Annotated in this window: 25 protein-coding genes; 4 read left to right on the top strand and 21 right to left on the bottom strand. The window is 64.9% G+C overall.

All coding sequences use genetic code 11. The features are described from left to right. Positions 1 to 133: 133 nt before the first annotated feature. A complete protein-coding gene (locus NHH88_08665; protein USX15836.1) occupies positions 134 to 2,221 on the top strand; it encodes a C1 family peptidase in 2,088 nt (695 codons plus the stop codon). A 9-nt stretch (positions 2,222 to 2,230) separates the two neighbouring features. Here the strand turns inward: NHH88_08665 and flgL are convergent, their stop codons facing one another. The 11 genes from flgL to flgB form a co-directional block, all read right to left on the bottom strand. Continuing rightward, positions 2,231 to 3,493, bottom strand: a complete 1,263-nt coding sequence (flgL, locus tag NHH88_08660) for a flagellar hook-associated protein FlgL (protein USX15835.1) — start codon at positions 3,491 to 3,493, stop codon at positions 2,231 to 2,233. Between the two features lie 30 nt (positions 3,494 to 3,523). Next, positions 3,524 to 5,482, bottom strand: a complete 1,959-nt coding sequence (flgK, locus tag NHH88_08655) for a flagellar hook-associated protein FlgK (GenBank protein USX15834.1) — start codon at positions 5,480 to 5,482, stop codon at positions 3,524 to 3,526. A gap of 84 nt (positions 5,483 to 5,566) precedes the next feature. Beyond that, positions 5,567 to 6,556: a flagellar assembly peptidoglycan hydrolase FlgJ gene (flgJ, locus tag NHH88_08650; GenBank protein USX15833.1), complete on the bottom strand. Its 990-nt coding sequence runs from the start codon at positions 6,554 to 6,556 to the stop codon at positions 5,567 to 5,569. A gap of 12 nt (positions 6,557 to 6,568) precedes the next feature. Next, complete coding sequence (locus tag NHH88_08645; protein USX15832.1) at positions 6,569 to 7,732, bottom strand: flagellar basal body P-ring protein FlgI; 1,164 nt, start codon at positions 7,730 to 7,732, stop codon at positions 6,569 to 6,571. Between the two features lie 5 nt (positions 7,733 to 7,737). Then, positions 7,738 to 8,394: a flagellar basal body L-ring protein FlgH gene (locus NHH88_08640; GenBank protein USX15831.1), complete on the bottom strand. Its 657-nt coding sequence runs from the start codon at positions 8,392 to 8,394 to the stop codon at positions 7,738 to 7,740. A 10-nt stretch (positions 8,395 to 8,404) separates the two neighbouring features. Then, positions 8,405 to 9,187 (bottom strand): flagellar basal-body rod protein FlgG, encoded by a 783-nt coding sequence (gene flgG / locus NHH88_08635; GenBank protein ID USX15830.1) that lies wholly within the window; start codon positions 9,185 to 9,187, stop codon positions 8,405 to 8,407. Between the two features lie 81 nt (positions 9,188 to 9,268). After that, positions 9,269 to 10,009, bottom strand: coding sequence for a flagellar basal-body rod protein FlgF (flgF, locus tag NHH88_08630; GenBank protein ID USX15829.1), 741 nt, complete (start codon positions 10,007 to 10,009; stop codon positions 9,269 to 9,271). A 17-nt stretch (positions 10,010 to 10,026) separates the two neighbouring features. Beyond that, positions 10,027 to 11,586, bottom strand: a complete 1,560-nt coding sequence (locus NHH88_08625) for a flagellar hook protein FlgE (GenBank protein USX15828.1) — start codon at positions 11,584 to 11,586, stop codon at positions 10,027 to 10,029. Between the two features lie 23 nt (positions 11,587 to 11,609). Continuing rightward, positions 11,610 to 12,320, bottom strand: coding sequence for a flagellar hook assembly protein FlgD (locus tag NHH88_08620; GenBank protein ID USX15827.1), 711 nt, complete (start codon positions 12,318 to 12,320; stop codon positions 11,610 to 11,612). A 23-nt stretch (positions 12,321 to 12,343) separates the two neighbouring features. Further along, positions 12,344 to 12,751: a flagellar basal body rod protein FlgC gene (gene flgC, locus NHH88_08615; protein ID USX15826.1), complete on the bottom strand. Its 408-nt coding sequence runs from the start codon at positions 12,749 to 12,751 to the stop codon at positions 12,344 to 12,346. A 2-nt stretch (positions 12,752 to 12,753) separates the two neighbouring features. Further along, positions 12,754 to 13,179 (bottom strand): flagellar basal body rod protein FlgB, encoded by a 426-nt coding sequence (gene flgB, locus NHH88_08610; protein USX15825.1) that lies wholly within the window; start codon positions 13,177 to 13,179, stop codon positions 12,754 to 12,756. A 173-nt stretch (positions 13,180 to 13,352) separates the two neighbouring features. Between flgB and flgA the strand changes: the two genes are divergently transcribed. The 3 genes from flgA to NHH88_08595 all read left to right on the top strand — a co-directional run bounded on the left by flgA (position 13,353) and on the right by NHH88_08595 (position 14,993). Then, positions 13,353 to 14,093 carry a flagellar basal body P-ring formation chaperone FlgA gene (gene flgA / locus NHH88_08605; protein USX15824.1) on the top strand — a complete coding sequence of 247 codons (741 nt, stop codon included), beginning with the start codon at positions 13,353 to 13,355 and terminating at the stop codon, positions 14,091 to 14,093. Positions 14,094 to 14,199: 106 nt separating this feature from the next. Then, entirely contained in the window at positions 14,200 to 14,514 is a 315-nt protein-coding gene (gene flgM, locus NHH88_08600; GenBank protein ID USX15823.1) for a flagellar biosynthesis anti-sigma factor FlgM, read from the top strand. Positions 14,515 to 14,522: 8 nt separating this feature from the next. Next, on the top strand, positions 14,523 to 14,993 hold the full coding sequence (locus NHH88_08595; GenBank protein ID USX15822.1) for a flagellar protein FlgN: 471 nt from the start codon (positions 14,523 to 14,525) through the stop codon (positions 14,991 to 14,993). Positions 14,994 to 15,108: 115 nt separating this feature from the next. Here the strand turns inward: NHH88_08595 and motD are convergent, their stop codons facing one another. The 10 genes from motD to NHH88_08545 all read right to left on the bottom strand — a co-directional run bounded on the left by motD (position 15,109) and on the right by NHH88_08545 (position 25,981). Then, positions 15,109 to 15,927, bottom strand: coding sequence for a flagellar motor protein MotD (gene motD / locus NHH88_08590; protein USX15821.1), 819 nt, complete (start codon positions 15,925 to 15,927; stop codon positions 15,109 to 15,111). A gap of 1 nt (position 15,928) precedes the next feature. After that, the gene (locus NHH88_08585) at positions 15,929 to 16,675 is read right to left on the bottom strand and encodes a flagellar motor protein (GenBank protein ID USX15820.1); all 747 of its coding nucleotides are present in this window, start codon (positions 16,673 to 16,675) and stop codon (positions 15,929 to 15,931) included. Beyond that, positions 16,657 to 17,388 carry an RNA polymerase sigma factor FliA gene (locus NHH88_08580; protein ID USX15819.1) on the bottom strand — a complete coding sequence of 244 codons (732 nt, stop codon included), beginning with the start codon at positions 17,386 to 17,388 and terminating at the stop codon, positions 16,657 to 16,659. The genes NHH88_08585 and NHH88_08580 overlap by 19 nt, the downstream gene beginning before the upstream one ends. Positions 17,389 to 17,479: 91 nt before the next feature. Beyond that, positions 17,480 to 18,286 (bottom strand): antiactivator of flagellar biosynthesis FleN protein, encoded by an 807-nt coding sequence (locus tag NHH88_08575; GenBank protein USX15818.1) that lies wholly within the window; start codon positions 18,284 to 18,286, stop codon positions 17,480 to 17,482. Continuing rightward, the gene (gene flhF, locus NHH88_08570; protein ID USX15817.1) at positions 18,279 to 19,700 is read right to left on the bottom strand and encodes a flagellar biosynthesis protein FlhF; all 1,422 of its coding nucleotides are present in this window, start codon (positions 19,698 to 19,700) and stop codon (positions 18,279 to 18,281) included. The genes NHH88_08575 and flhF overlap by 8 nt, the downstream gene beginning before the upstream one ends. 199 nt (positions 19,701 to 19,899) lie before the next feature. Further along, entirely contained in the window at positions 19,900 to 20,550 is a 651-nt protein-coding gene (locus NHH88_08565) for a hypothetical protein (GenBank protein ID USX15816.1), read from the bottom strand. Between the two features lie 262 nt (positions 20,551 to 20,812). Then, positions 20,813 to 22,921: a flagellar biosynthesis protein FlhA gene (flhA, locus tag NHH88_08560; GenBank protein ID USX17298.1), complete on the bottom strand. Its 2,109-nt coding sequence runs from the start codon at positions 22,919 to 22,921 to the stop codon at positions 20,813 to 20,815. A 5-nt stretch (positions 22,922 to 22,926) separates the two neighbouring features. Beyond that, on the bottom strand, positions 22,927 to 24,117 hold the full coding sequence (gene flhB, locus NHH88_08555; GenBank protein USX15815.1) for a flagellar biosynthesis protein FlhB: 1,191 nt from the start codon (positions 24,115 to 24,117) through the stop codon (positions 22,927 to 22,929). 125 nt (positions 24,118 to 24,242) lie between these two features. Next, a complete protein-coding gene (locus tag NHH88_08550; protein USX15814.1) occupies positions 24,243 to 25,229 on the bottom strand; it encodes a fumarylacetoacetate hydrolase family protein in 987 nt (328 codons plus the stop codon). Beyond that, the gene (locus NHH88_08545) at positions 25,226 to 25,981 is read right to left on the bottom strand and encodes a 16S rRNA pseudouridine(516) synthase (protein ID USX15813.1); all 756 of its coding nucleotides are present in this window, start codon (positions 25,979 to 25,981) and stop codon (positions 25,226 to 25,228) included. Before NHH88_08545 ends, NHH88_08550 begins: the two co-directional genes overlap by 4 nt. Between the last annotated feature and the right edge of the window lie 164 nt (positions 25,982 to 26,145).

The raw sequence follows: 26,145 nt of genomic DNA, 5'->3' as shown, positions 1-26,145 counted from the left end.
GTCCGACCCTTAAGCGTTGACGCAGGCATCTCGGCAAACCACGCGGGGGTTGGGCGGGCCCCGTAGAATTGGTCATTTACACAACGTTGATTCCTTCGTAGACTAGCGTCGATACCTCAACCGGTCGACCAGCATGCCCACGCGAAATATCAAGATCGGCGCCAAAACCGTCCAACTGGACGCGCGCCCTGACCGGCTCGACCTGCGCGACCGTCCCTACGCGCCGCCGATCGCCTCGCTGCCGCCGCGCTGGCCCGACGACGCCGCGCTGCGCAAGCTGCTGCCGGCTTATATCAAGCAGGGCCTGGTGCTGGATCAGCGAAAGGATGGCGCCTGCACCGGCTACGGCTTGGCGGCCACCGTCAATTTCCTGCTGTGGACGAACGCGAAAAACAAAAAGGATTTCACCGGCGTCAGCCCGCACATGCTGTACGACCTGGCGCGCTTCTACGACGAATGGCCGGGCGAGGATTACGACGGCTCGAGCTGCCGTGGCGCCATGAAGGGCTGGAACAAGCATGGCAGCTGCGCCGGCGCGCTGTGGACCCGCAGCGTGCACGCCGCCGGCGCCAGGGCCTACCGCCCCGCCGCCGACTGGGCGCGCGACGCGCTGGCGCGCCCGCTGGGCACCTATTACCGGGTCGACAGCGCCTCGGTGACCGACATGCAGGCGGCCATCCACGAGATCGGCGCCATCTACGTGTCGGCCGCCGTACACGACGGCTGGGCGCTCGACGCCAGCCCGCCACAGGCGCCGGCCAAGGGCCACGCCGGCCTGCCCGACATCGCCTGGCGCGAAGGCGCCGCAACGACCGGCGGCCACGCTGTCGCGCTGGTCGGCTACAACGAGCGCGGCTTCGTGGTGCAGAATTCCTGGGGCACGGACTGGGGCGCGGGCGGCTTCGCCGTGCTGGGCTACCCCGACTGGCTCGCCAACGGCACCGACGCCTGGGTCGCCGCGCTGGGCGTGCCGCAGGCGGAACAGGCGCTGCCGCCGTCGCGCGCGCGGCGCATCGGCCACTCGCTGGTGTCCGGCGAAGTCCGTCCCCAGGCCGGCGCGGCCGCAGCGGCGGCCCACCCATGGACCACCGAGGCCGCCTACGAGCACGCGCTGGTGGCCGGCAACAACGGCGCTGTGCGCATCGGCCGTCCCGACATCGGCCGCGCCGAGGACCTGGTCGAGCGGGTGGCGCTGGACAACATCGACCGCTGGCTGCGCGGCGCCGGCGCCGCCAGCCAGAAAATCGTCATCTACGCGCACGGCGGCCTCAACGCCGAGAACGACGCGATCCAACGCATCCGCGTCATGGGGCCCTACTTCCAGGCCAACGGCGTCTATCCGCTGTTCTACACCTGGCGCACCGGCATTCTCGACACGGTGGCCGGCGCGCTGGACGACGCGCTCGGCATCGCGCCCGGCCAGGGCCTGTTCGGCGGCCCGGCCGGCGGCCTGGTGGCCGAGGCCCGGGACAAGCTGCTGGAGGCGGCCGCCCACAACATCAGATGGTCGTGGAACGAAATGAAGGCCAACGCCGCCGAGGCGGCGCTGACCGGCGGCGCGCTGCACCTGCTGGCCGCCGCGCTGGTGCGGCTGCGCGCCGCCCACCCGGGGCTGGAGCTGCACCTGGTGGGCCATTCGGCCGGCGCCTTCGTGCACGGCCACCTGCTGGACCTGTGCCAGGCCTCCGGCGTGCCGGTCGCGTCGGTGACGCTGTACGCGCCGGCCTGTTCGCTCGACTTCGCGGCGCGCCACTACCAGGCCCGGGTGGCCGACAAGTTCGTCGCCGCCGACCGCTTCTGGCTGCATCTGCTGTCGGACGTGAGCGAGCGCGCCGACACGGTCGGGCCGTACGGCAAGTCGCTGCTGTATCTGGTGAGCCGGGGCTTCGAGAACCTGCGCAAGACGCCGCTGGCGGGCCTGCAGCGCCTGCTATACCGTGGCGCCAACCAGCACGACGACGATCTGTGGAAGCCGGCCGACTGGCCGCAAGTGAAGGCGTGGCGCGCGTGGGTGGCGGCGCTGCCGCCGCAGGCCGACGGCGCGGCCGCCTGCGAGGTGACGAGCGACCGCATCAGGGTGTCGGCGACGCGCACCGAGCACGCCAGCCACGGCGGCTTCGACAACGATATCCGCGTACTCGGCCGCACCATCAACCGGGTGCTGGGACGCTCGCCAGCCGCGCCGCTGGCGGTGCCAGTCGCGGACCTGGGATACGATTAGGTGATGTAACTAAGTGATGTAATTAAACAGCGACAGCCCGGCCATGGTCTTGAACGACTTCTGCGCCGCGTCCAGGTTGGTCTGCTGCTGCGTGAACAACGAGATCGCCTTGACCACGTCGACGTCCTGCAGGCCGGACAAGGTGGTCGCGTATTGCAGATTCAGGTCGTCGCCCGAGCTGTCGAGGTAGTCGAGCTCCTTGAGGCGCGAACCGACCGCCGACTCGATCGACAGCATGTTGTCGTAGGCGTTGTCGACGTTCAGGTGCGCCTGGTTGAGCTTGTTGGTCAGGCTGGCCTGGCCGGCCGGGCCGTCGCCGGGCGCGCGCAACGCGCTGATGATGTCGGTGACGGTGGTGAACACCGATTGCTTGGTGCTGGGCTCGACGCTGAAGCTGTCGAGATCGGCCGGATCGCCCTTGATATCGAACTGCAAGCCGTCGAAGGTGATGTTTTGTCCGCTGACATAGGGCTGCGGAACGGCCGGCACCGGCGTGGCCGGCACCGGCTGGTTCAAGGTCAGGTCGGTGACGGTGTAGGTGGTCACCTTGGGCACGCCGGGCGTGGCCGGCACCACCTGGAAATCGATCTGGTAGCGGTTGCCGGTCAACTGGGTGGCGTCCTTGACCGAGCCGCCGCTGATGATGCCGCTGCCGCCGCGATCGAAATTGCCGGGCGCGGCGCCGGTGACGAAGGTGCCGTTGCCGGTGGCGTTGTTCTCATACACGGACGCGCCCGAGTCGCTGATCGGCAAGGTGCGCGTCGAGCCCACCTGCAGCGAGCGCTGTCCCTGGTCGCCCTGGTAGGCGGCGCCGGTCGCCGTTTGCGTGAACGGCAAGGTGGTCGATTTGTAGCCGGAGAACACGTAGCCGCCGACCCCGTCCGAGCTGTTGGCCTGGCCCAGCAGATCCTGCAGCCGGCCCTCGAGTTCGACCGCCAGCGATTCGCGGTCTTTTTGGGCCATGCTGCCGTTGCCGGCGTTGACCAGCAGCGTCTTGATGTCCTGCATGATCGTGCCCGAGCTATGCAGCGCCACCGTTTCCAGCGACAGCATGCTCTTGGCGTTGGCGCGGTTGGTCACCAGCTGGGTGTTGATGCCCTGCGACTGCGTCACTTCCAGCGCGCGCGCGGTGGCGATCGGATCGTCGGCGGCGGTCAGGTTCTTGCGCCCGGTGGACAACTGCGACTGGGTGCGCGCGAGCGCCGACTGCAGCGAGCTGATCTGCCCGACGCCGACGTCGTAGATGGTCTTGGAACTGATGCGCATGATCATGATGCCACCTCGTTAATATTATTCACTAGCTCAATTACCCAAACTCAAAAGCGTATCGAACAGCTGGCTGGCCACCTGCATCACCTTGCCCGAAGCCTGATAGGCCTGCTGGTAGCGTAACAGATTCGCCGCCTCCTCATCCAGATTCACGCCGGACACGCTTTGCTGGGCGTTGGTGGCCTGGGCCACGGCGGCGTCGGCGGCGGCGCCGCCGATCTGCGCCTCGCGCGCCTTGTTGCCCACATAGTTGACCATCTGCGCGTAGGTGGTCTGGAAGTTGGCGTTGCCGTTGTCCATCGTGTTCTTGGTCTGCAGCGCCGCCAGCAAGGCGCCGTTGCGGCCGTCACCCACGCCGCTGGTATTGGGGCCGACCGTGAATTTATCCAGGTTGGCCGGGGTGCCGCTGATGGCGAGGTTGACGCCGCCAAAGCTGATCGACGCGCCGTCGGTGTACGGAATGGTCGGCGTGCCGGCCGGATACACTGTGGCCACGCCATTGACCGTCACCGTCACGTCCTGCGCGGCCGGGAAGCCCGACAAAGTATTGGTGGCCTTGTCGAAGGTCAAGGTCACCGGCGCCGTCAGCGCGTTGCCCGGCGTCAGGTAGTTGGCGTCGACGGTGCCGGCCGTGATCTTGGCGTTGCCGGCGTTGGTGGTCGGCGCGGCCGTGGCGATCGGCGCGGCCAGCGCGATCTTGGTGCGGTCCTCGACAAGGACGTCGAAATCCTTGGCGGCGTTGTAGGTCGGGCGCACCAGGAAGTTGTCGTTGGCGGCCGGCGTGCCGGTGATGGTGTAGGCCACACCGTCGATCACCTGCGGCTCGGTCTGCGGGAACGGGTTGATCTGCGTGACCTGGCCGTCGCTCAGGCGCTTGACGCTGAAGTTGGTGCCGTCGAAGTCGACGCTGTAGTCGCTCGCCGTCAAGGCGCTGGCGTCCTTGACCACGGCCGTGACATCGGCGGTGCTGGTGGGCAGATTGTTCGTATTGGCGCCGACGTAGGCGTTGATCGGGCCGAAGAAGGCGGTGCCGAGGGCGCCGTTCTGGTCCTGGCCCAGCTCGTGCTGGGCGTTGAAGGTGACGGCGATGGCGGCCGCCACCTGGCCCAGCGAATTTTGCGCGCGGTCCATGGCGCCATTACGGAACTCCAGCAAACCGCCTAGCTGGCCGCCTGTCAGCACCCGGTCCGGCAGCGGGCTGAAACCGCCGTTGTCGGCCAGGTAGCCGACCGTGACGCGCGAGACGTCGGTCGGCGAGGTCGAGGTGCCCAGGGTGAAGGCCTTGTTGCCGACCACCAGCGGCTGGCCGGTGCCCATCTGCACGGTCAGCGTGTTGTTGTCGCCCGGGATCACGCTGGTCTTGACCAGCTTGTTCAGCTCGGTCAGCAGCGCGTCGCGGTGGTCCAGCAGATCGTTGGGCGCCTTGCCGTCGGTGGTCAGCCCCGCGATAGTATTGTTGAGTTCGGCGATCTGGCGGGCGAAGGAATTGATCTCGCCGACGTTCGAGACGATCTGGCCGTTGACGCCCGAGGCGATCTCCGTCAGGCGCGCGCTCATGCCCTGGAAGCGCGCCGCCAGCGACTCGGCGCTCGACAGCATGGCCTGGCGCGACGCGGCCGAGGCCGGATTGGAGGTGGCATCCTGGACGCCGTTGAAGAAGTCCTGCATCGCCGGCGACAAGCCGGCGGTCGGATCGGCCAGCAGGTTGTCGATCTGGCTGATCTGCTTGTTATACACATCGAGCGAGGCCTGGTTCGACTCGGCGTTGCGCAGCTGGGTGGCGAGGAAGTTGTCGTAGTACCGGCGCACGGCCGCCACCTCGGTGCCGGTGCCGACGAACCCGAAGCCCTTGTCCTGCGTCGGCGTGTCGGCCTGGATCGCCACCTGACGGCTGTAACCGGTCACGCCAGCGTTGGTGATGTTGTTGCCGGTGGTCGCCAGCCCCACCTGCGCTGCCAACAGACCGCTTTTGCCGATGCTGAGAAGACTCATGATGTTTTTACTCTATGTTGTTATTGTTAACGGCGGCGCGCCTGGAAACTTGAATAACCCGCTTGAGCGCCGGGCCGTCACCGGTCAGCCGGCCAGCGAGCGCTTGATAATGCTGGTCAATTTGGCCGCATAATGCGGGTCGGTGGCGTAGCCGGCCTTCTGCAGGCCCTGGGCGAAGCTGCTGGCGTCGCCGGCGCTGGCAAGCACCTTCTCGTAGCGTGGATTATTCGACAACAATTTCGCGTAATCCTTGAAGCTGTCGGCATAGCTGTCGTAGGCGCGGAATTTCTCGACCCGGGTCTGGGCCTTGCCGTTGACGTACTCGGTGGTGGTGGCGTCGACGGTCTTGCCGGTCCAGCCGGCGCCGGCCTTGATGCCGAACAGGTTGTGACTGTTGGTGCCGTCGCGGCCCTTGATCTCGCGCTTGCCCCAACCGCTCTCGAGCGCCGCCTGGCCCAGCATGAACTTGGCGGGGATGCCGGTGGCCAGGCTGGCCTCCTCGGCGTGGGACGACAGTTTTTCCTGGAAGCTGCGCACGTGCGGCGCCTGCGAACCGCGGTTGCCGATCACCGTGGCGGGCACGGCGCTGTTGTCGTCGACCGATCCCGCCTTGGGCGCAACATTCGCCGCACCGGCGCCGCCGGCCGCCGCGATGGCCTTTTGCAGCTTTGCGTCCATCAGGCTGGCCACGCCGCTGAAGCTGCCGGCATTGGCGCCGTTGGCGCTATCGCCGGCGCCGCCGATGGCCAGCGCCTTGGCGTCGGCGGTCTTGGTCAACTGGCGGATCAGCACGTCGGACAGGCCGATGCCCTTCTTGGCGATATTCTGGCTGGTCTGCTGGTCCAGCATGGTGGTGAACATCTTGGTCTGCTCGCTGTTCATCATGCCGTCCTGCGGCGAGGCGTCGCGCATGCTCTTCATCATCATGTTGACGAACATCGCCTCGAACTGGGTGGAGGCGGTTTTCAGCGACTCGGCGCCGCCGGCCTTGGCCGACTGGCGCAGCGCGCCCATGTCCTTGATGTCGAGGGCAAATTTACTGCTGAGGTCGTTGGAGGTCTTGGGACTGGTCATGGCGAACTCCGCTTAAATAATTTCCAGCTCGGCGCGCAACGAGCCGGCGGCTTTCATGGCCTGCAGGATCGACAGCAGGTCCTGCGGCGTGGCGCCGATGGCGTTGAGCGCCTTGACCACCTCGGCCAGGGAGGCGCCGCCTTTGACCATCATGACCTTGCCGCTATCCTTTTTGATATCGACGGTCTGGTTGGGCGTGACGACGGTGCGGCCGCCGGCCAGCGCGTTGGGCTGGCTCACCTGCGGATCGGCTGTTACCGAGACTGACATATTCCCGTGGGAAATGGCGCACGTTTCGAGCGTCACGGCGCGGTTCATCACCACCGAGCCGGTGCGCGCGTTCATGATGACCTTGGCGGGCTGCTCGGCCGGATTGACTTGCATGTCCTGCAAGGTGCCGATGAAGGTCACGCGCTGGTCGCTGCCGCTGGGCGACTGCACGCGGATCACACGGCTGTCGAGTGCATAGGCGATGCCGGCGCCGTATTTTTCGTTGATGGCCTCGACCACGCGGCTGGCGGTGGCGAAGTCGGCGGTGTTGAGTTCCAGCTTGATCTGGTTGCCCTCGCCCAGGCTGGAGGCGACGGCGCGTTCGACCGTTGCACCGGCGGAAATCTTGCCCACGCTAAGGTGGTTGACGGTCAGCGAGCTGCCGCCGGCGCCACCGGCGGCGATGCCGACGCCGCCCACCAGCACATTACCCTGCGCCATGCCGTAGACCTGGCCGTCGGCGCCCTTCAGCGGCGTCATCAGCAAGGTGCCGCCGCGCAGGCTCTTGGCGTTGCCCATCGACGAGACCGTGATGTCCAGGGTCTGGCCCGGCTGCGCGAACGGCGGCAGCGAGGCGGTGACCATGACGGCGGCGACGTTCTTCAATTGCAGCTGCGTGCCCTGCGGCAGGTTCACGCCCAGTTGCTGCAGCATCGACACCACGCTTTGCACCGTGAATGGGGTCTGCGTGGTCTGGTCGCCGCTGCCGTCGAGGCCGACGACGATGCCGTAGCCGATCAACTGATTCTGGCGCACGCCGGCGATGCTGGCCAGGTCGCGGAGGCGCTCGGCGTTGGCGTTCTGCACCAGCGAGGCGAGCAAGGTGAACGCGAGGACGATCGCCACCAGCTTGCACACTTTGGCGAGGCGGCGCGGGCCGTAAATCAGGTCGGTAGTTTTCATCATCGGCCTCAGAACGGCAGCAGGCTTTGGAAGAAGCGCGAGGCCATCGAGGCCATTTCCGCGCGGTCGACCTGGCTGCTGGTGCGGTATTCGACCTTGGCGTCGGCCACGGCGGTCGAGGCCACGGTGTTGCCGGTGGCGATGTTGTCGGGATTGATCATGCCGGAGAAGCGGATGAATTCGACGCCCTTGTTCATCGCCACTTGCTTCTCGCCGGCGACGATCAGGTTGCCGTTGGAGAGCACCTCGACCACCGTCACGCCCATGGTGCCGGTGAAGGCGTTGCTGGCGGTCTGGTTGTCGCCGTCGGAATAACTGCTCTCGTTGGACACGGCCAGCGGATTGCCGAAGGTCGACTGCAGCGGCTTGGGCATGGCCACGCTGACGCCGCCGGTCTTGTTGCCCGAGCTGGTGCCGGCCTTGTTGGCGGTGGTGCGTTCGGTGATGACCAGGGTCAGCACGTCGCCCACCTGGCGCGCGCGGCGGTCCTCGAAGATCGGGCGGAAGGCGGAGCCCTGGTAGATGGCGCCGTTGTTGGGCTTGGCGGCCAGCTGCTCGGCGTTGAGCGGACGGGCCGACATCGGCGAGTTGACGATCGACGTCGGGGTCGTCATGCAACCGCCCAGGGCGGCGGCGGAGAAGATGATGGCGATAGCGTGTTTCATGGTCCTCCCCTTACAGCTGCGCCAGCTTGGCCAGCATCTGGTCGGACGTGGTGATGGCCTTGGAATTGATTTCGTAGGCGCGCTGGTTCTGGATCATGTTGACCATCTCCTCGACCACGTTGACGTTGGAGGTTTCGACAAAGCCTTGCAGGATCACGCCGGTGCCGTTGGTGCCCGGGGTGTTGGTCTGCGGATTGCCCGACGCGCCGGTCTCGACGTACAGGTTTTCGCCCTTCGACTCCAGCCCGGTCGGGTTGATGAAGGTCGACAACTGGATGCTGCCGATCTGCTGCGGCGCGATCTGGCCCGGCAAGGTCACCGAGACGGTGCCGTCGCGGCCGACAGTGATGCTTTGGGCGGTGATCGGGATGGTGATGGCCGGCTGCAGCACGAAGCCGCTGGAGGTGACCATTTGGCCGTTGTTGTCGCGCTGGAAGGAGCCGTCGCGCGTGTAGGCGGTGGTGCCGTCGGGCAGCAGCACGTTGAAGAAGCCGTTGCCGTTGACCATCAGGTCCTTGTCATTGCCGGTCGACTGGGGATTGCCCTGGGTGTGGACGCGCTCGATCGCGACGGGACGCACACCGGTACCGAGCTGCATGCCGGATGGAAGATTGGTCTGTTGCGACGATTGACCGCCGGGCTGGCGGATGTTCTGGTACAGCAGGTCTTCGAAGACGGCGCGCGACTTTTTAAACCCGTTGGTGCTGACGTTGGCCAGATTGTTGGATGTGACGTCGAGCGCGGTCTGCTGCGCTTCCATGCCCGTCTTGGCGATCCAAAGTGAACGTATCATTTTCCTTCTCCCGTAGCATGGATGGGAGCGGCCAGAAGCGACAGCTACTCATCCCACACCACCATTATGCGGGAGAGGTGATCAACCCAAAGCGAGGATCTGGGTGGCTTTTGCGGCGTTATTCTCGGCGTTCTTCAACAGGCTCATTTGCATCTCGAACTGCCTTGCCAGACTGATCATATTGACCATGGAATCGACCGGATTGACGTTGCTGCCCTCGACCGCGCCGTCCACCACGCGCACCAGCGGATCGTTCTGCGCCGGCGTGCCGTCCTTCTGGCGGAACAGGCCGTCGTTGCCGCGCACCAGGCCCTTGGGGTCCGGATTGACCAGCTTGATGCGGCCCAGGGTGTTGGACGGGCCCGGCTGGTAGTCGGTCGAGACGGTGCTGACGGTGCCGTCGCCGGCGATCATCACCGTCACGTCCGGCGGAATGGCGATCGGGCCGCCGTCGCCGATCAGGGTCTGGCCGCCGGCCGTTTGCAGCAGGCCGTTTTCGCTGACCTTCAGGCTGCCGTTGCGGGTGTAGGCCTCGGAGCCGTCCGGCGACTGCACGGCGATCCAGCCCTGGTCGCGGATGGCGATGTCGAGCGGACGGCCGGTGGTCTGGATCGGCCCGGCGCGCATGTCGGCGCCGACCGTCGAATCGACCACGAAGGCGCGCGTTTGCAAGCCCTCGGACACCACCGGCACGGCGCGGAAGCTGTCGAGCTGCGCGCGAAAGCCGGTGGTGTTGACGTTGGCCAGGTTGTTGGACGTGGTGGCTTGTTGCTCCAGCACGTGCCGCGCCCCGGTCATCGCGGTGTAGATCAGACGGTCCATGGCTTACTCCTTCATTCTTACCGCAGATTGACCAGGGTCTGCATGATGCCGTCCTGGGTCTTGATCGTCTGCGCGTTGGCCTGGTAGACGCGCTGCGCGGTGATCATGTTGACCAGTTCGGCCGTCAGGTCGACGTTCGAGGTTTCCACCGAGCTGGCGCGCAGCGAACCCATCGAGCCGGCGTTGGGCACGCCCACTTGTGGAGGACCCGAGTTCGAGCTTTCCGCCCAGGCGTTGTTGCCCAGCGGGGTCAGGCCGTCGACGCTGGCGAAGTTAGCCATGGCGATCTGGCCCATGGCGCGCGACTTGCCGTTGCTGTACTGGCCCAGAATCACGCCGTTCTCATCGATCGCGTAACGCTGCCACGAACCGGCCGAGTAACCGTCCTGGGTCGAGCCCAGGTCGTTGGTCACGCTGCCGTATTGGGTGGTCTTGTCGAACGTCGTGCTGACCACCATCGGCTGCTGCGCACCGGTGTCCGGGAAGATCGGCAGGCTGATCGAGAACGGCAGCGTCTGCGGCGTTGGCAACAAGGCGGCCATGGCACCGGGGCTGAGCGCGCCGTTCCTGTCGAACACCAGGGTGCCGGCCTTGACGGCCGGCACGGTGATGGCGGCGGCCAGCTTGGCGGCGATCTCGTCGGGCGACATGTCGACAATCGAACCAGGGGTGCCCACGTCGAGCGTGGCGAGCGCGGCGTCCAGCGCGGCCAGTTGCTCCGGGGTGGCGGCGGCAGGCGCCGTGCTAGCCGCAGTGGTCATCGCTGCGTGGGCCGCCGTGGCGTAGGCGAAGGCGGCGGCGCTGATGACGGCAGGGTCCGGCGGGGTGGCCCGCACCGCCTCGTTGTAGGCGAGACGGGCGTCGACCGTTTGCTGGTCGCTATTGATCGCCGCCGCCACACCGGCTGACACAACTTCCTTGTTGTCGGCCGATGCGTACACGTCCCAGGTGTTGGCGTCGGTCTTGACGTAGTACGTGGTCATGATGTGCGACGTGCCCAGGCTGTCGTACACGTTGAGCACGGTCTGCTTGTTATATGAGTTAGGGTCGTTCGCATTAAATGGCGTCTCTTTCGGCACCTTCTCGGCCGAGCTCAGGTTCATCTGAAAGTTGGCCTTGGTAGTCTGCACCGGCGTCAGGTCGGACTTGTCCAGGGTCAGCGGCACCGGGGCGCCTAGCTGGATCACGCCGGCCGTGTTCGACAGGTAACCGGTCAGCTGCGCGCCCTGGGCGTTGACCAGGGTATGGGTGTTGTCTTCGTGGAACTGGCCGTTGCGCGAGTACTGCACCGCGCCGTTGACCACCAGGCGGAAGAAGCCGCCGCCGTTGATCGACACGTCCAGCGGGTTGTTGCTGGTCTCGATATTACCCTGCGTGAATTGCTGGGCCAGTTTGGCCGTCGTCACACCGATACCCGGGTTGTTGCCGGAGACGCCGTTGAGCGAGTTGGCGTACAGGTCCGCAAACTGGGCTTGCGAACTCTTGAAGCCCACCGTGCTGGCATTGGCGATGTTGTTGCCGATGACGTCCAGCGATTTGGATGCGGCGTTCAGGCCGCTCAGTCCTTGTTGGAACATGGTATTCCCCTATGGTGTGAGACTTACAAAACTTCCTTGATTTCAGCCATCGTGAAATGGCCAAGCGAGGTATTCAATTTGACGCCACCGGCGCCGGTCGACACGCTGGCGACGGCCGCCAGTTGCAGCTGGCTGGCGTCGCCGAGCGTCTTGCCATTCGTGACGGCCTTGACGCTGAAGGTGTAGCTGCCAGCCGGCGCCGCCGCCTTGTCGTCCATGGTGCCGTCCCAGGTGATCGGGTAGGTGCCGACGTCGGCGTTTTTCATCGACATCGTGCGCACCACCTTGCCGGTCTTGTCCATGATGCTGATGTCGACCGTCTCGGCCGGCGAGGCCAGGTCGACGCCGAACACGCTGCTGCTGGTCTTGACGCCGGCCGCGTCGGTACTGGTGCTCAGTTCGATGCCCTTGCCCGCCACCAGCACGCCCTTGCCGATCAGGCTGACCGCGTTCATCGACTGCGCGCTGGCCTGGTCGGTGCGCAGCGATTCGAGCGTGGCGTTGACCTTGTTGATGCCGGTCACCGTCGACAGCTGGGCCAGCTGGCTGGTCATGGCGGCGTTGTCCATCGGGTTGAGCGGATCCTGGTTCTTCAGCTGCGTGATCAGCAGCTTCATGAACTTGTCCTGGTCGGCGCCGATGTCGTTGCTCGCCGCCGCGCTGTTGCTGTTGCCGGTGTTGACGGTGTTGAACGTCGACGCCTTGGGCGTATCGATGATGCCGCTAGTGGCCATGGTGGACTCTCTTATTGATCTTGTTAGTTCTGACCGATGGTCAGCGTTTTCGCCAGCAGCGACTTGGCCGCGTTCATCGTCTCGACGTTGGTCTGGTACGAGCGCGACGCCGACAACATGTTGACCATCTCGTCGACCACGTTCACGTTGGGCATGGTGACGTAGCCCTTGTCGTCGGCCATCGGATGCTTGGGGTCGTACATCTGCTTCATCGGCGACTGGTCCTCGACCACCTTGCGCACGCGCACGCCGGTCGAATCGCCATTGGCCGTCGGCGTGGCCTCGAACACCACCTGGCGGGCACGGTAGGCCTCGCCGCTGGCGCTGGTGGCGCTGTCGGCGTTGGCCAGGTTGGAGGCGACCACGTTGAGACGCTGCGCCTGCGCGCTCATGGCCGAACCGGAGACATCGAAGATTTTAAATAGTGACATGATTAGTTCCCTGACTGGATCGCCGCCATCATCCCTTTGATCTGGGCGTTGATCATGGTGACGCCGACCTCGTAGCGGATGGCGTTGTCGGCAAACTGGTTGCGCTCGACGTCCATGTCGACCGTGTTGCCGTCGACGGCGCCCTGCACCACGCCGCGGTACAACAACGGCGTACCGTCGGCCAGCGTGCCACCTGTTTGCTGGGGGTTGGGGAAATGCTTGGTGGCCGTGGTCTTGAGCGCGGCGTTCGCGCCCGGGCTGGCCTTGTCCAGCGCGGCCTTGAGCGCGCTGCCGAAATCAACGTCGCGGGCCTTGTAATTGGGCGTATCGGCGTTGGCGATGTTGGACGCCAAGACCGTCTGCCGCTGCGAGCGCAGGCTCAGCGCGGCTTCGTTAAAGCTCATGTAAGCGTCGAGTTTACCAAGCATGACAACCTCCGGATACCGCCCAAACAGTGGACGAACTTGTTATGACAGGATTCATCATACGGAGTTGCTCCAGTGAACCATCGACAGAGAAGCACCCGCTTTTCCGCGCTATTCAAGGTTTCAAGTCGGGCCCGCCAGACTATGATGGCAACATTGAAGGGGAAACCTACGCCATGACATCACGCCTCACACAAACCACCATCGAGCTCGCAGCAGCGGGCGCCATCGCCCTGTTGTCGGCAACGTCCGCAAGCGCACAAGCCCAGCAAGCTCAACCGCGCCAGGCCGCTTATCACGACCGCGCCGCCCTCAAGCGCACCGTGGAAGAGTTCCTGCAGGTGCAGACCGGCGGCCTGCCGGGCCAGGTGACGGTCGCTGTGGGCGCCATCGACCCGCGCATGAGCCTGGCACCCTGCCCGGCGCCGCAAGCGTTCTTCATGCCTGGCGCGCGCGCCTGGGGCAAGACCACTGTCGGCGTGCGCTGTGCGACACCGTCGGCCTGGACGGTATATATTCAAGCGAGCGTGACCGTCATCGGCGAGTACGTCGCCAGCGCCGCGCCGCTGGCGCAGGGCCAGGCCATCGAGGCGGGCCAGTTGGTGATGCTTAAGGGCGATTTGACAATGTTGCCAGCAGGTATAGCCACCGACATCAGCCAGGTGGTCGGCCGCAGCAGCAACAGTTCCCTGCCGCCAGGCACGCCGATGCGGATCGATACCCTGCGCACCAAGCCGGTGGTGCAATCCGGTCAACTGGTGCGGCTGGTGTCGAGCGGTTCCGGTTTCAGCGTGTCGGCCGAGGCGCGCGCCATGGGGACGGCGGGCGACGGCCAGGTGGTACAGGTAAAAACTTCCGGTGGGCAACAAATCACCGGAATCGCCAAGGTAGGCGGACTGGTGGAGGTGGCGTTTTGATCGAACGCAGGGTTCTGACGACGCGCGAGGCTAAAGTTTTTCAAGCCGGCGCCGTTAATTACTCAGAGCCCGGGGCTTTATGCTCCAACCAGAGAAGGATGATGCTGTGAAAATCAACGATACATTAAAGAACACGACCGGCTTGCCGGCGTCGAACGCGCCTTCCGCGCCAGCCTCGCGCGGCGCCGACAAGGCCGCGCCGGCGCCGACCGCCACCAGCTCGGAAAGTGTGCGCCTGTCGCCCCAGGGCCAGGCCATGGCGGCCAGCGCGGCCGGCGGCAGCAGCGGCGTGTTCGACACCAAAAAAGTCGAGCGCATCAAGCTGGCCATCGCCGACGGCCAGTTCCAGGTCAACTCGGAAAAAGTAGCGGATGGCTTGCTGGATACAGTCAAGGATCTGCTGCACTCACGAAAACGTTAGGATAGGCCATGTCAACCGTCACCCCGCTCAACAATCTGCGCGAAGAAGAGCAGATCATGGCTACGCTGCTGGAGCTGCTCAAGCAGGAGCAGCAATTGCTGGTGACGGCGGAAATCGACGGCCTGCCGGCCGTCACGGCGAAAAAAACCGCGCTCATCGCGCAGATGACCTTGTTGTCGGCCCAGCGCCACCGGGCCTTGGGCAAGGCCGGTTTTCCGGCCCAGGAATCGGGCATGGAGGCGTGGATCGCCGCCAGCGCCGACGAGCAAATCGCCCAGTCGTGGAAGCTGCTGCTCGAGCATACGCGCGAGGCGAAGGAATTGAACCGCATCAACGGGATGCTGATCAATAAGCAGATGGGCCATACCCAGGGCGCGTTGCAGGCGTTGCAGCCGCTATCTTCCGGCGCGAATAACTTCTATAGCGCCAGCGGGATGTCGAGCACGATTCCGCGTAGCCGGGGCTTTTTGGCGGGCTGATACTTTCCCTTAGTACGTTTTTTCTTCGGCGCGCCTTGATTGGCGCTGCGTGCGCTGCGTTGACGCGGGCATGGCGGATTACGCTTCGCTAATCCGCCCTACGTGTTTCGGAAAATTATTGCGCCGGGGCCGGAGTTGGGGCCGGGGTCGCCACCGGGGCTGGCACCGGCGTCGTTGGCAATTCGGTGACCGTGTCGGGGATGCCCGACAGGATGGTGACGGCGACGCGGCGGTTGCGCGCGCGGCCGATCGGGTCGTCGTTGGGCGCCACCGGCACGTTGGAGCTGAAGCCGACAGCCGTGAGCCGTTGCGGCGCCACGCCCGAGTCGATGAACAGGCGCACCACGCTGCTGGCGCGCACCGCCGATAATTCCCAGTTCGATGGGTACAGCGAAGTGCTGATCGGCAGATTGTCGGTGTGGCCCTCGACCTGCACGTTGTGGCTGTCGTCCTTGAGCAGCGCGGCGACCGCGCGCAAGGCCTCGACCGAATCGGCAGTCAACCGCGCCTCGGCCGGATCGAACAGCACGCTGGCGTTGATCTCGACGCTGACGCCGCGGCTGTTCTGGGTCACCCGCACCTTGCCCTCCTTGACCAGCGGCGCCAGGGTGGACAACAAGTCCTGCGCCAGCTTGGTCATCTGCTCTTTTTCCTTGCGCAGCATTTCGGTGCGGCGCTTCAGGCCCGGATTGGGAATGGGAAGATTCTGCACCTGCGTGTTGATCGGTTCGGCCGAACCGGCGCCGCCGAAGGCGTCGCCCAGGGCGTCGGAGAACACCTTGTACTTGCCGATGTTGACCGAGGAGATGGCGTACATCACGACGAAGAACGCGAACAGCAGTGTGATGAAGTCGGAGTAGGAAATCAGCCAGCGCTCGTGGTTCTCGACTTCCTCGTCGAACTTCCTGCGCGCGCGCCGGTACTGGTAATGCATCTCAGTGCTCCCGCAGCAAGGTGGCGATGCGCTCGTCGATGACGCGTGTGTGGTCGCCGGTGGCGATGTCGTAGAACACGGCGGCGGCGATCTCCTGCTGGTGCACCGCCTGCGTGACGATGGCCTTGAGCTTGTTGGCCACCGGGTAGAAGAACAGGTTGGCCAGGCCGACGCCGTAGATCGTGGAGACGAAAGCGACGGCGATGCCGGCGCCGAGCTTACTCGGATCGGTCAGGTTTTCCATCACGTGGATCAGCCCCAGCACCGCGCCCAGAATGCCGATCGTCGGCGAGTAGCCGGCCGCCGATTCCCAGATCCGCACCGCCTGGCGCTCCTCGGTCTCGTAGGCGGTGATTTCGGTGTCGAGCAGGTGGCGCAGCTTGTCGGGATTGATGCCGTCGACGATCAGGCGCAGGCCCTTGGTGTTGAACTTGTCCTTGGAGGCGAGCATGTAGCGCTCCAGCGACAGCAGGCCGTCGCGGCGCGCCGCCAGGTTCCAGGCGTTGATGTCGCGCGCCAGCGCGGCGCGCGTGTCCTTGGGCGGCGCGAACACCAGCCGCAGCATCTTCACGCCGCGCACGAAGGTGCGGAATTTGGTCTGCAGCAGCACGGCGCCGAAGGTGCCGATGACGACGATGGCGAAGGCGGCCGGCTGCAGCAGCGACGACAGCTTGCCGCCCTCGAGCGTCTGGCCGACGGCGATGCCGGCCAGCGCCAGCAGCACCCCGATTACACTGGCCCAGTCCACGACTTCTCCCTGAGCGAGGCGCGCAGGCGCGCGACGGCCTGCGTATGCAATTGCGATACGCGCGATTCCGATACGCCCATCACGGCGCCGATTTCTTTCAAGTTGAGCTCCTCTTCATAGTACAGCCCCATCAGCATTTTTTCGCGCGGCGGCAGCGCGTCGATGGCGTCGATCACGGACTGGCGGAAGTCGCCGTCGAGCAGCGATCGCAGCGGGTCGCTCTCCTCGTCCGAGCAATAGCGGTCGAGGAAGCTGTCGTTGCCGTCGTCGTCGTGGAAATCCTCGTAGTACACCAGCTGGTGGCCGCCGCCGTCGGACAGCATTTCCTGGTAATCGGCCAGCGACAGCTTGAGCATCTTGGCCACCTCCGACTCGGTCGGCGGATGGCCCAGGCGCTGCTGCAGGGTGCTCATCGCCGTTTCGATCTTGCGCATGTTCTGGCGCATGGAGCGCGGCAGCCAGTCGCTGTTGCGCAGCTCGTCGAGCATGGCGCCACGGATGCGCAGCACGGCATAGGTCTCGAACTGGGCGCCATGGGTTTCCTCGTACCGGCTGATGGCGTCGAGCAGGCCGATCATCCCGGCTTGCACCAGATCGTCGACTTCGACGCTGGGCGGCAGTTTCGCCTTCATGTGATGGGCAAGGCGCTTGACCAACGGCATATGCTCCGTCAGCAAAGAATTCTTGTCCGCTTTCCCTTTGACCGTGTACATAGCCTGATGTTTATATTCTTATTGATAGTTCATTGATAGTTAGCTATGCGCCAAGATCTTCGCCACGCCGCTCCTTTCCGCCGCCCTCCGCTCACAGTGAACGTGCGACCGAAGGCGAACCGGCCAGCGCGAAGCGCCCCGCCAGTTGACGGAACGCGACCGAGGCGCCGGCCAGTGGAAACGCGTCGACCACCGCGCGACCCAGCCGCGCGGCGCGCTGCAGGTATTCATCGGCCGGCACCGATCCCATGGAGACCAGGTTCACGGCCAGGTAGCGGCTTGCCGCTTGCGCCATATTATCGTATACCACTTTTGCCTCGGATTCGGAAGCCCCGGTGACCAGAATTCCGAACGGACGGCGCCCCAGTTCCTGGTTCAGGCGCTTGATCATGCTGTAGGCGGCCTTGATCGAAGTGGCGCTGTTCGACACCTGCACCACGATCTCGGAACTGGCCATGACCGGCACCGGGAAAGCCTCGCCGTCGAATTCACCGTCGACGATGACGATGCCGGTCTGCTTGACCAGCACATCGAAAGCCTTGGCCAGGCGGCGCGTTTCGTCGGGACCGCTGCGCAGGGCGTCGCGTGTCATCGACGCCACAGCGAAACCCTGCGGCACCTGGTGGATCACCTGATTGATCGCGCATTCCTGGCGCGCGACATCGAGCAAACTGGCGCCGCCGTCGACGCCGAGGCGCGTGGCCACGCCATGCGCGCTGGCGCAGGCGTCCATGATCAACACGTCGTTGCCGGCGCGTGCCAGCGAGGCGCCCAGGTTGACCAGCATGGCGCCCTTGTCGTCCTGCGGCGTGGCCGACAGGAAGGTGACGATGCGGGGCTTGGGCCCCGCCAGCATGCGGCGCAGTCCCTCCGCCTGGTCGAAATCGAAATTAGCCAAGGTGCACCTCGCGCATGGACATATCGTTGGTGGCGTTGGACATCATCATCGGCAGCTCGGCATCCAGGAATTGGGTGTTGACGGCATCGCGTTTCAATTTGAAGGCGCGGTCGATCAGGTAGGCCGGATCGGCCAGGTGCAGGTCTTCCGGCACGCGCTGGCCGTTCGAGACGTAGAACAGGTTGAGCTTTTGGCGAATGACGACATCGAGCACGTTGCCGATCGCCGCCGCCTCGTCAAGCTTGGTCATGATGCAGCCGGCCAGGCCGCTGCCCTGGTAGGCGCGCACCACTTCGTTGAGCGTCTCCTGGGTGGCGGTGGCGTTGAGGCACAGCAGGCGCTTGACGTCGGAGCCGGCGCCTTGCAGCATCGAGACCTGTTCGGTCACCATCTGGTCGCGCTGGCTCACGCCGACGGTGTCGATCAACACGGTGTGCTTGTTGCGCAGTTCCTTGAGGGCGATGCGCAGGTCGGCTTCGTCCTTCACCGAGTGCACCATCACGCCGAGGATCTTGCCGTAGATGCGCAGCTGTTCGTGCGCGCCGATACGATAGGCGTCGGTGGTGATCAGCGCCAGCTTGTCCGGGCCGTGGCGCATCACGCAGCGCGCGGCCAGCTTGGCGGTGCTGGTGGTCTTGCCGACGCCGGTCGGGCCGACCAGCGCGAACACGCCGCCCTGGTCGATCAGCGCGTCCTCGTTGGCCATGGCCGACAGGTTGCGGGTCAGGACGGTTTTAATCCAGCGCATGCTGTCGGCGGCGTCGCGGTCGGCCGGCAGTTTTTCGATCAGGTAGCGCGCCAGGCTGGCCGAGAAACCGGCGGCCAGCATTTCGCGCAGCACGGCCGCCTTTTGCGGTTCGCGCGCTTGCGTGCTGCCCCAGGCGATTTCGGCCAACTGGGTTTCCATCATCCCGCGCATGGCGCGGATCTCGCCCATCATCACTTGCATCTCGGCGGCGGCGTTCTGCTTGGCGCTGGCGACGGCCGAAGCGACCATCGCGGTGATCTGGTCGACGTCGAGCGACGGCGCGCGGGGCTGCGCCGGCGCCGATGGCGCTGCCGCGGCGGCGGCGGTCTTGCTGGCGTAGGAGGATGGGGAGGCGACGACGCGGCGCACCGGCTCGGCCGGCATCTCGGCGGCGCGGTTGTCGAAGCGTGGTTCCATGCGCTGTTCGAGGCGGCCGGACGGCAGGCCGAGGCCGAGCCCCAGGTCCAGCGATGGCGCCGGCTCGGCCATCGGCGAATGCGGCGCCGGCGACGACAGCGACGCGGCGTCGTCGTTGGCCAGCGCGAGGATTTCGACGCCGCCGTCGGACTGGCGGTTCGACAGGATCACGGCATCCGGGCCGAGCGATTCGCGCACCTTGCGCAGCGCCTCGCGCGAAGTCGGCGCGCTGAATTTTTTGACGTTCATGGCTGGCTCCCCAGGGACTGGGTGGCGCGTGCTTGCGAGGTAGGTTTGGCCATCATCGACTCCTGTAGCTTGAGTAGCGCGTCTTCCGGACGAGACGCTTTTCTACTCGGACAGTGCCATTATTGACGATGCACTTAGGAAACGATCCGATGAACAAGGGCGGAAAGGGGCCGCATTTCACCTCGGCGGTGGGGATTGCCTATTTATCAGCAAACACCTCGGACAAACTGCGGGCGGCGAGGACGTTTTTGCTCCACGCCGTTAGCTGGTCGACATCGGCGACTGTGAGAATAGCGCTACTCATCGCGTCGAGCTTACCGAAACGCTCGGTTAGCAAAATCGTCAACATTTCGAGCAACGCTTCGCGGCGCCCTTCTTGCCGCCCTTCTTGCCGCCCTTCTTTCCGGCCTTCTTTCCGGCCTTCTTTCCGGCCTTCTTGCCACCCTGCTTGCCGCCCTTCTTCGAGCCCTTTCCGCCACCCCAGCTCCTCCCCTTTTTTCATGCCGATTTCCATACCGATACGTTCTATCGAAGACAGATAAGTCATGGCATTCCTCCTTTCCCATTGCACGATGCCCTCATGCAATCGGGCATCTAGTTCCTTCGGCAACGACATGATCCAATCGATCACGCGATACAGGTTAATGATACGCTGGCGATCCCAGTTTCGCTGATACAGTTGTTTGGTCAAGTGCCATTTGGCGATGCGTCGTCGATGCGCGTTGCCCTTGGTTTTTTGCGTGAGCAAATGCGCCACAGTGACCAGCGCGAACGGGTTGTCCAGCATAAGCAATTCGTCCACACGGTCGGCGTAGTCCTGCAGCTTGACGATGGGGAACTCGATGCGCATCTCGCAGCCCAGCAGCTGGTAGGAGAAGGCGCAGGGCCGCCAGCGCTTGCTGGCATCCGTGAGCAGGGCCAGGCTGGCAACCGGCCGCCGGTAACGGTCGTAAACGCGCTAGTTGTAGATGAAAATTCGCTCGGCGGAATCCTTATCGTGCCGCCCCTGCACTTCCAAATGCACCAGCACCCAAAAATCATCATCCATGCGGCCAGTCCAGGCCGGCCGCACGGACGCAACCGCGACGGGATCAATCCCGCGCCAGTTGCCGTTACTGCTGCCCAACCAGCGCGGTCACGCGGATGGTTTTAGTCTCCGGAATCTCGGCGTGCGACAGCACCTTCAATTGCGGCAAGGCGCGGCGCAGGAAGCGCGACAGCAAGGCCCGCAACGGCCCCGGCACCAAGAGCACCGGCGTCAGCCCCAGCGCCTCCTGCTGCTGCGCCGCTTGTTGCGCCTGCTGGGCGATGGTGTCGGCCAGACCCGGCTCGATGCCGGCGCCATCCGGCCCGCTGGCCGCCAGCGCCTGCATCAGCAAGCGCTCCAGTCGGTTATCCAAGGTCATCACCGACAGCTCGGACGCACCCGGGAACAGCTGCTGCACGATGGCCCGGCCCAGCGAGATGCGCACCAGCGCCGTCAGGTCGTTCGGGTCCTGCGTGTGCACGGCGTGCTCGGCCAGGGTCTCGATCACCGAGCGCATGTCGCGGATGTGCACGCCTTCCATCAGCAGGTTCTGCAGCACCTTCTGCAAGGTCGACAGCGACACCATCTTCGGCACCAGGTCCTCCACCAGCTTGGGCGCTTCCTTGCCCAGGTGGTCGAGCAGCGACTGCACCTCGGCGCGGCCCAGCAGCTCCGACGCGTGGCTCGTGATCAAATGGTTCAGATGGGTGGCCACCACGGTGCCGGCATCGACGACCGTGTAGCCCATGCCCTGCGCTTGATCGCGCAGGCCGGCGTCGATCCACGTGGCCGGCAGGCCGAAGGCCGGATCGGTGGTCACCAGGCCCTGCAGGGTGCCGCTGGCCATGCCCGGATTGATCGCCAAGAATTGTCCGTTGAAGGCCTCGCCCGCACCGACCTCCACGCCCTTGAGCGTGATGCGGTAGGCAGAAGGCTTGAGTTCCAGGTTGTCCCGGATGTGCACCGGCGGCGCCAGGAAGCCGACTTCCTGCGCGAACTTCTTGCGGATGCCCTTGATACGCTTGAGCAGCTCGCCGCCCTGGGTCTTGTCGACCAGCGGAATCAGGCGGTAGCCCACTTCCAGGCCCAGGGTATCGACCGGCATGATGTCCTGCCAGCTGGCTTCCTCTTGCTCGGGCGCGGCGGCCGGCTCGGCGGCCTCGGCAGCCGCAGCCTCGGCTGCCGACCCGCCGCCGGCCTTGGCGCGCTTGGTCATCAGGTAGGCCGAGCCGGCCAGCACGCCGGCCAGCAGCAGGAACACCAGATTCGGCATGCCAGGAATGATGCCCATGCCGCCGATGATGGCGGCGGTGATGTACAGCACCTGCGGCTTGGCGAACAACTGCCCCACCATCTGGGTGCCGATGTCCTCGTCGCTGGCCACGCGCGAGACCACGATACCGGCCGCCACCGAGATGATCAGCGACGGAATCTGTGCCACCAGGCCGTCACCGATGGCCAGCAGGGTGTAGAGCTTGATCGCCTCGCCGAACGGCAGGTCGTGCTGGATCACGCCGACCAGCAGGCCGCCGATGACGTTGATCACCGTGACCAGGATACCGGCGATCGCATCGCCGCGCACGTATTTACTGGCGCCGTCCATCGCGCCGTAGAATTCGGCTTCCTGCGACACTTCGCTGCGGCGCTTGCGGGCGTCGGCTTCGCCGATCAGGCCGGCGTTGAGGTCGGCGTCGATCGCCATTTGTTTACCCGGCATCGCGTCCAGCGCGAAACGGGCGCCCACTTCGGCGATACGGCCGGCGCCCTTGGTGACGACGGTGAAGTTAATGATGGTCAAAATGATGAACACCACCAGGCCGACCGTGTAGTTACCGCCGATCAGGAAGTGGCCGAAGGCCTCGATCACCTTGCCGGCGGCGTCGGGACCGGTGTGGCCCTCGGTCAGCACCACGCGGGTCGAGGCCACGTTCAGCGACAGGCGCAACATGGTCGACACCAGCAGGACGGTCGGGAAGGCCATGAAGTCGAGCGGTTTGACCGTGTACAGGCTGGTCAGCAGCACGATCACCGACAGCGCGATGTTAAAGCTGAAGAAGATGTCGAGCACGAACGCCGGCAGCGGCAGCACCATCATCCCCAGCAGCATGATGATCAGGATAGGCGCGGCCAGGCTCGACTTGTTCTTGCTGTTGGCGATGCCCTGCAACCATGGCGGCAGTTTGATGTTGCTCATTGCGTTCATGCGGAAGCTCCGTTATTCAAATCTGGTTTCTTGCCATTCTTGGGGATATAGGCCGGGTTCAGCGGATCGAGCTCGGGCGGCACATCCAGGGTCTTCGGCACGTCCGGACGGTCGCCGCCGCCTTTGCTGAACAGGCGCAGCTGGAAGACATAGGCCAGCACCTCGGCCACTGCCGCGTACAGCTGCTCGGGAATCTCGTCGCCGATCTCGGTGTGCTTGTACAGCGCGCGCGCCAGCGCCGGCGCCTCGAGCAAGGTGACCTTGCTGTCCTTGGCGATCTCGCGGATCTTGGCGGCCACCTCGTCGGTGCCCTTGGCCACCACCTTCGGCGCGCCGCGCATGCCGTCGCTGTACTTGAGCGCGACCGCGTAGTGGGTCGGGTTGGTCACCACCACGTCGGCGGTCGGCACGTCTGCCATCATGCGGCGCTTGGCCATCTCGCGCTGCAGCTGGCGGATCTTGCCCTTGATTTGCGGGTTGCCGTCGGACTCCTTCGATTCCTGGATCATCTCTTGGCGGGTCATCTTCAGCTTATTGGCGTAATGCCACATCTGGTACGGCCCGTCGATGGCGGCGATCAGGCCGAGCGCGCCGACGATGAACAGGAAGCTGCTGCCGAGCATATTCAGCAGGTGCACGCTGCCCAGCTTGAGCGGCTCGACCGCCAGGCCGATCACCGCTTCCTTCTGCTTCATCACCACCATGTAGGCGACCACGCCGACCACCAGCGCCTTGGCGATGGCCTTGAACAGTTCGACCAGGGCGTTCTTGGAGAACATATTGCCGATGCCGGTGATGGGATTGAGCTTGCTGAACTTGGGCAGGAAGGCCTTGCCGCTGAACAGCCAGCCGCCCACCAGCAGCGGCGACGCCAGCGCGACAACCATCACCGCCACGCCCAGGGGCAGGCAGGCGATCATCACCCGCACCACATCGACCAGGATGCGGTTGATCAGCACGTCCGGATTGAAGATTTGCTCTTGGGTCAGGGTCAGTCCGGACACCAGGGCGGAATTGAGTTGTCGTATCAGGCCGTCGCCGGTCAGCCACAGGCCGGCGCCGGCGGCCATCAGCACGGTAAACGTGGCCACTTCCCGCGATCGGGGAACGTCGCCTTCCTCGCGCGCCTGCTCGAGGCGCTTCGCTGACGCGGGTTCGGTCTTTTCTGCGTCGCTATCTTCTGACATGTCGGCCTGCCGCGTGGTTCATTTCGATGTTGCCATTATCGAGTGCGGCAGGGCAAGACCATCGGTCGAATACGGCGGTGTTTCAGTGCTTGCTCACTGATTCCGCACGGCAATTGTCAGTTTGACTAGCTTGTCTTCTGGACGACCTTCTGGTCGATGGCGCCGAACACCGACTTGCCGTCGCTGTTGAGCATCTCGATGCGGATGGTGTCGCCGAAGGCCATGAACGGCGTGACCGGCTCGCCGCCGGCGATCATTTCCAGCGCGCGTTGCTCGGCGATGCAGGAATACCCCCGCTTGGCGTCCTTGTTGGACACCGTGCCCGAGCCGACGATGGAGCCCGCGCGCACGTTGCGGGTCGCCGCCAGGTGGGCGATCAGTTTTGGGAAATTGAACACCATGTCGACGCCGGCGTGCGGCTGGCCGACCAGCTTGCCGTTCCACGTCGAGCGCAGCGGCAGATGGACCTTGCCGCCCTTCCAGGCATCGTCGAGCTCGTCCGGCGTGACCGCCACCGGCGAGAAGCTGGTGGCCGGCTTGCTTTGCAAAAAGCCGAAACCCTTGGCCAGTTCCGCCGGAATCAGGTTGCGCAACGAGACGTCGTTGGCCAGCATCAGCAGGCGGATGCGCTGGTGCGCCTGGTCCGGCGTCGCGCCCATGGGCACATCGTCGGTGATGACGGCCACTTCCGCTTCGAAATCGATGCCCCACTGCTCGTGGAACAGTTCGATATCGTCGGTCGGGCCGAGCAGGTCGTCGCTGCCGCCCTGGTACATCAACGGCTCGTCCCAGAACGCGTCCGGCATGTCGGCGCCGCGCGCCTTGCGCACCAATTCGACATGGTTGACGTAGGCCGAACCGTCGGCCCACTGGAACGCGCGCGGCAACGGCGCCATGCAGTTTGCGGGCTCGAACTCGAAAGCGCGGCGCGCCCGCCCATCGTTCAGATCCTGGTAGATCGTCTCCAGTTGCGGGGCGATGAAGCTCCAGTCGTCGAGCGCGCGCTGCAGGCTGCGCGCCACGCCGTCGGCCAGCTGCGCCGTTTTGAGGTCGCGCGAGACGACGGCCAACTGGCCGTCGCGGGTGCCGTCCTTCAAGGTGGCAAGCTTCATGGCGCCGGCGCGGCGGCAGGCGCCGCAGCAGGAACCAACGACGGCGCCAGCAGCGCCAGCTGTTCGGCCGTCAGATAGCACCAATCGCCCTCGGCGATGCCGAGCGATTCCAGGGTCAGGCCGCCGATGGCCGAGCGGTGCAGCGCGCTGCAATGGTTGCCGGCGGCGGCCAGCATGCGCTTGACCTGGTGGTATTTGCCCTGCTCGAGCACGATTTCCAGCAGATGCTCGCCGCGCCGGACGCAGGTTTGCGCCGCAAGCGGCGCCGGTTCGTCGTGCAATTGCACCCCGGCCAGCAATTGCGCCACCAGTTCATCGGTGACGGATTCTTGCGTTGTGGCCTGGTAAATCTTCGGAACGTGCCGCTTCGGCGACGATTGTGCATGGATAAACGGGCCATCGTCCGACATCAGCAGCATGCCGGTGGTATCGTGGTCGAGCCGGCCGACCGGCTGCACGTCGCGCCAGGTGAATTGCTCGGGCAGCAAGGTCAGCACGCCGGGATGGTGGCTGGGCTTGCGCGAACACTCGAAATTGGCCGGTTTGTGCAGCGCGATGTACAAATGCTCGCGATATACCCACTCTTCGTCGAAGATGGTCAACACCAGGCCATCGGTCTCGATGCCGGCTTTATAGTTGTCGTGCACCACGCCATTGATGCTCACTTCGCCATCCTCGATGAGGGAGCGGCAATACTTGCGGGTGCCATAGCCCTGCGATTGCAGGATGCGGTCCAGGGATAATTTACTCATGGCCGGATTTTACAGGATGCGCCAAATCGCGGGAAGGTAGCGGGAAGGTAGCGGCCGCGCCACACTGCAATGTCCTGGACACCCCATTTTATTGATCCACATCAAGTACCGAAAAGATTGAATCGGTAGACTCAAAGCTCATTAGGAATCCGCCTAGTGGACTA

This window comes from Oxalobacteraceae bacterium OTU3CAMAD1 (genome assembly GCA_024123915.1).
GTDB lineage: Bacteria > Pseudomonadota > Gammaproteobacteria > Burkholderiales > Burkholderiaceae_D > Rugamonas.
The sequence above is the reverse complement of the archived record's forward strand: the minus strand, read 5'-3'. Positions and strand labels throughout refer to the sequence as shown.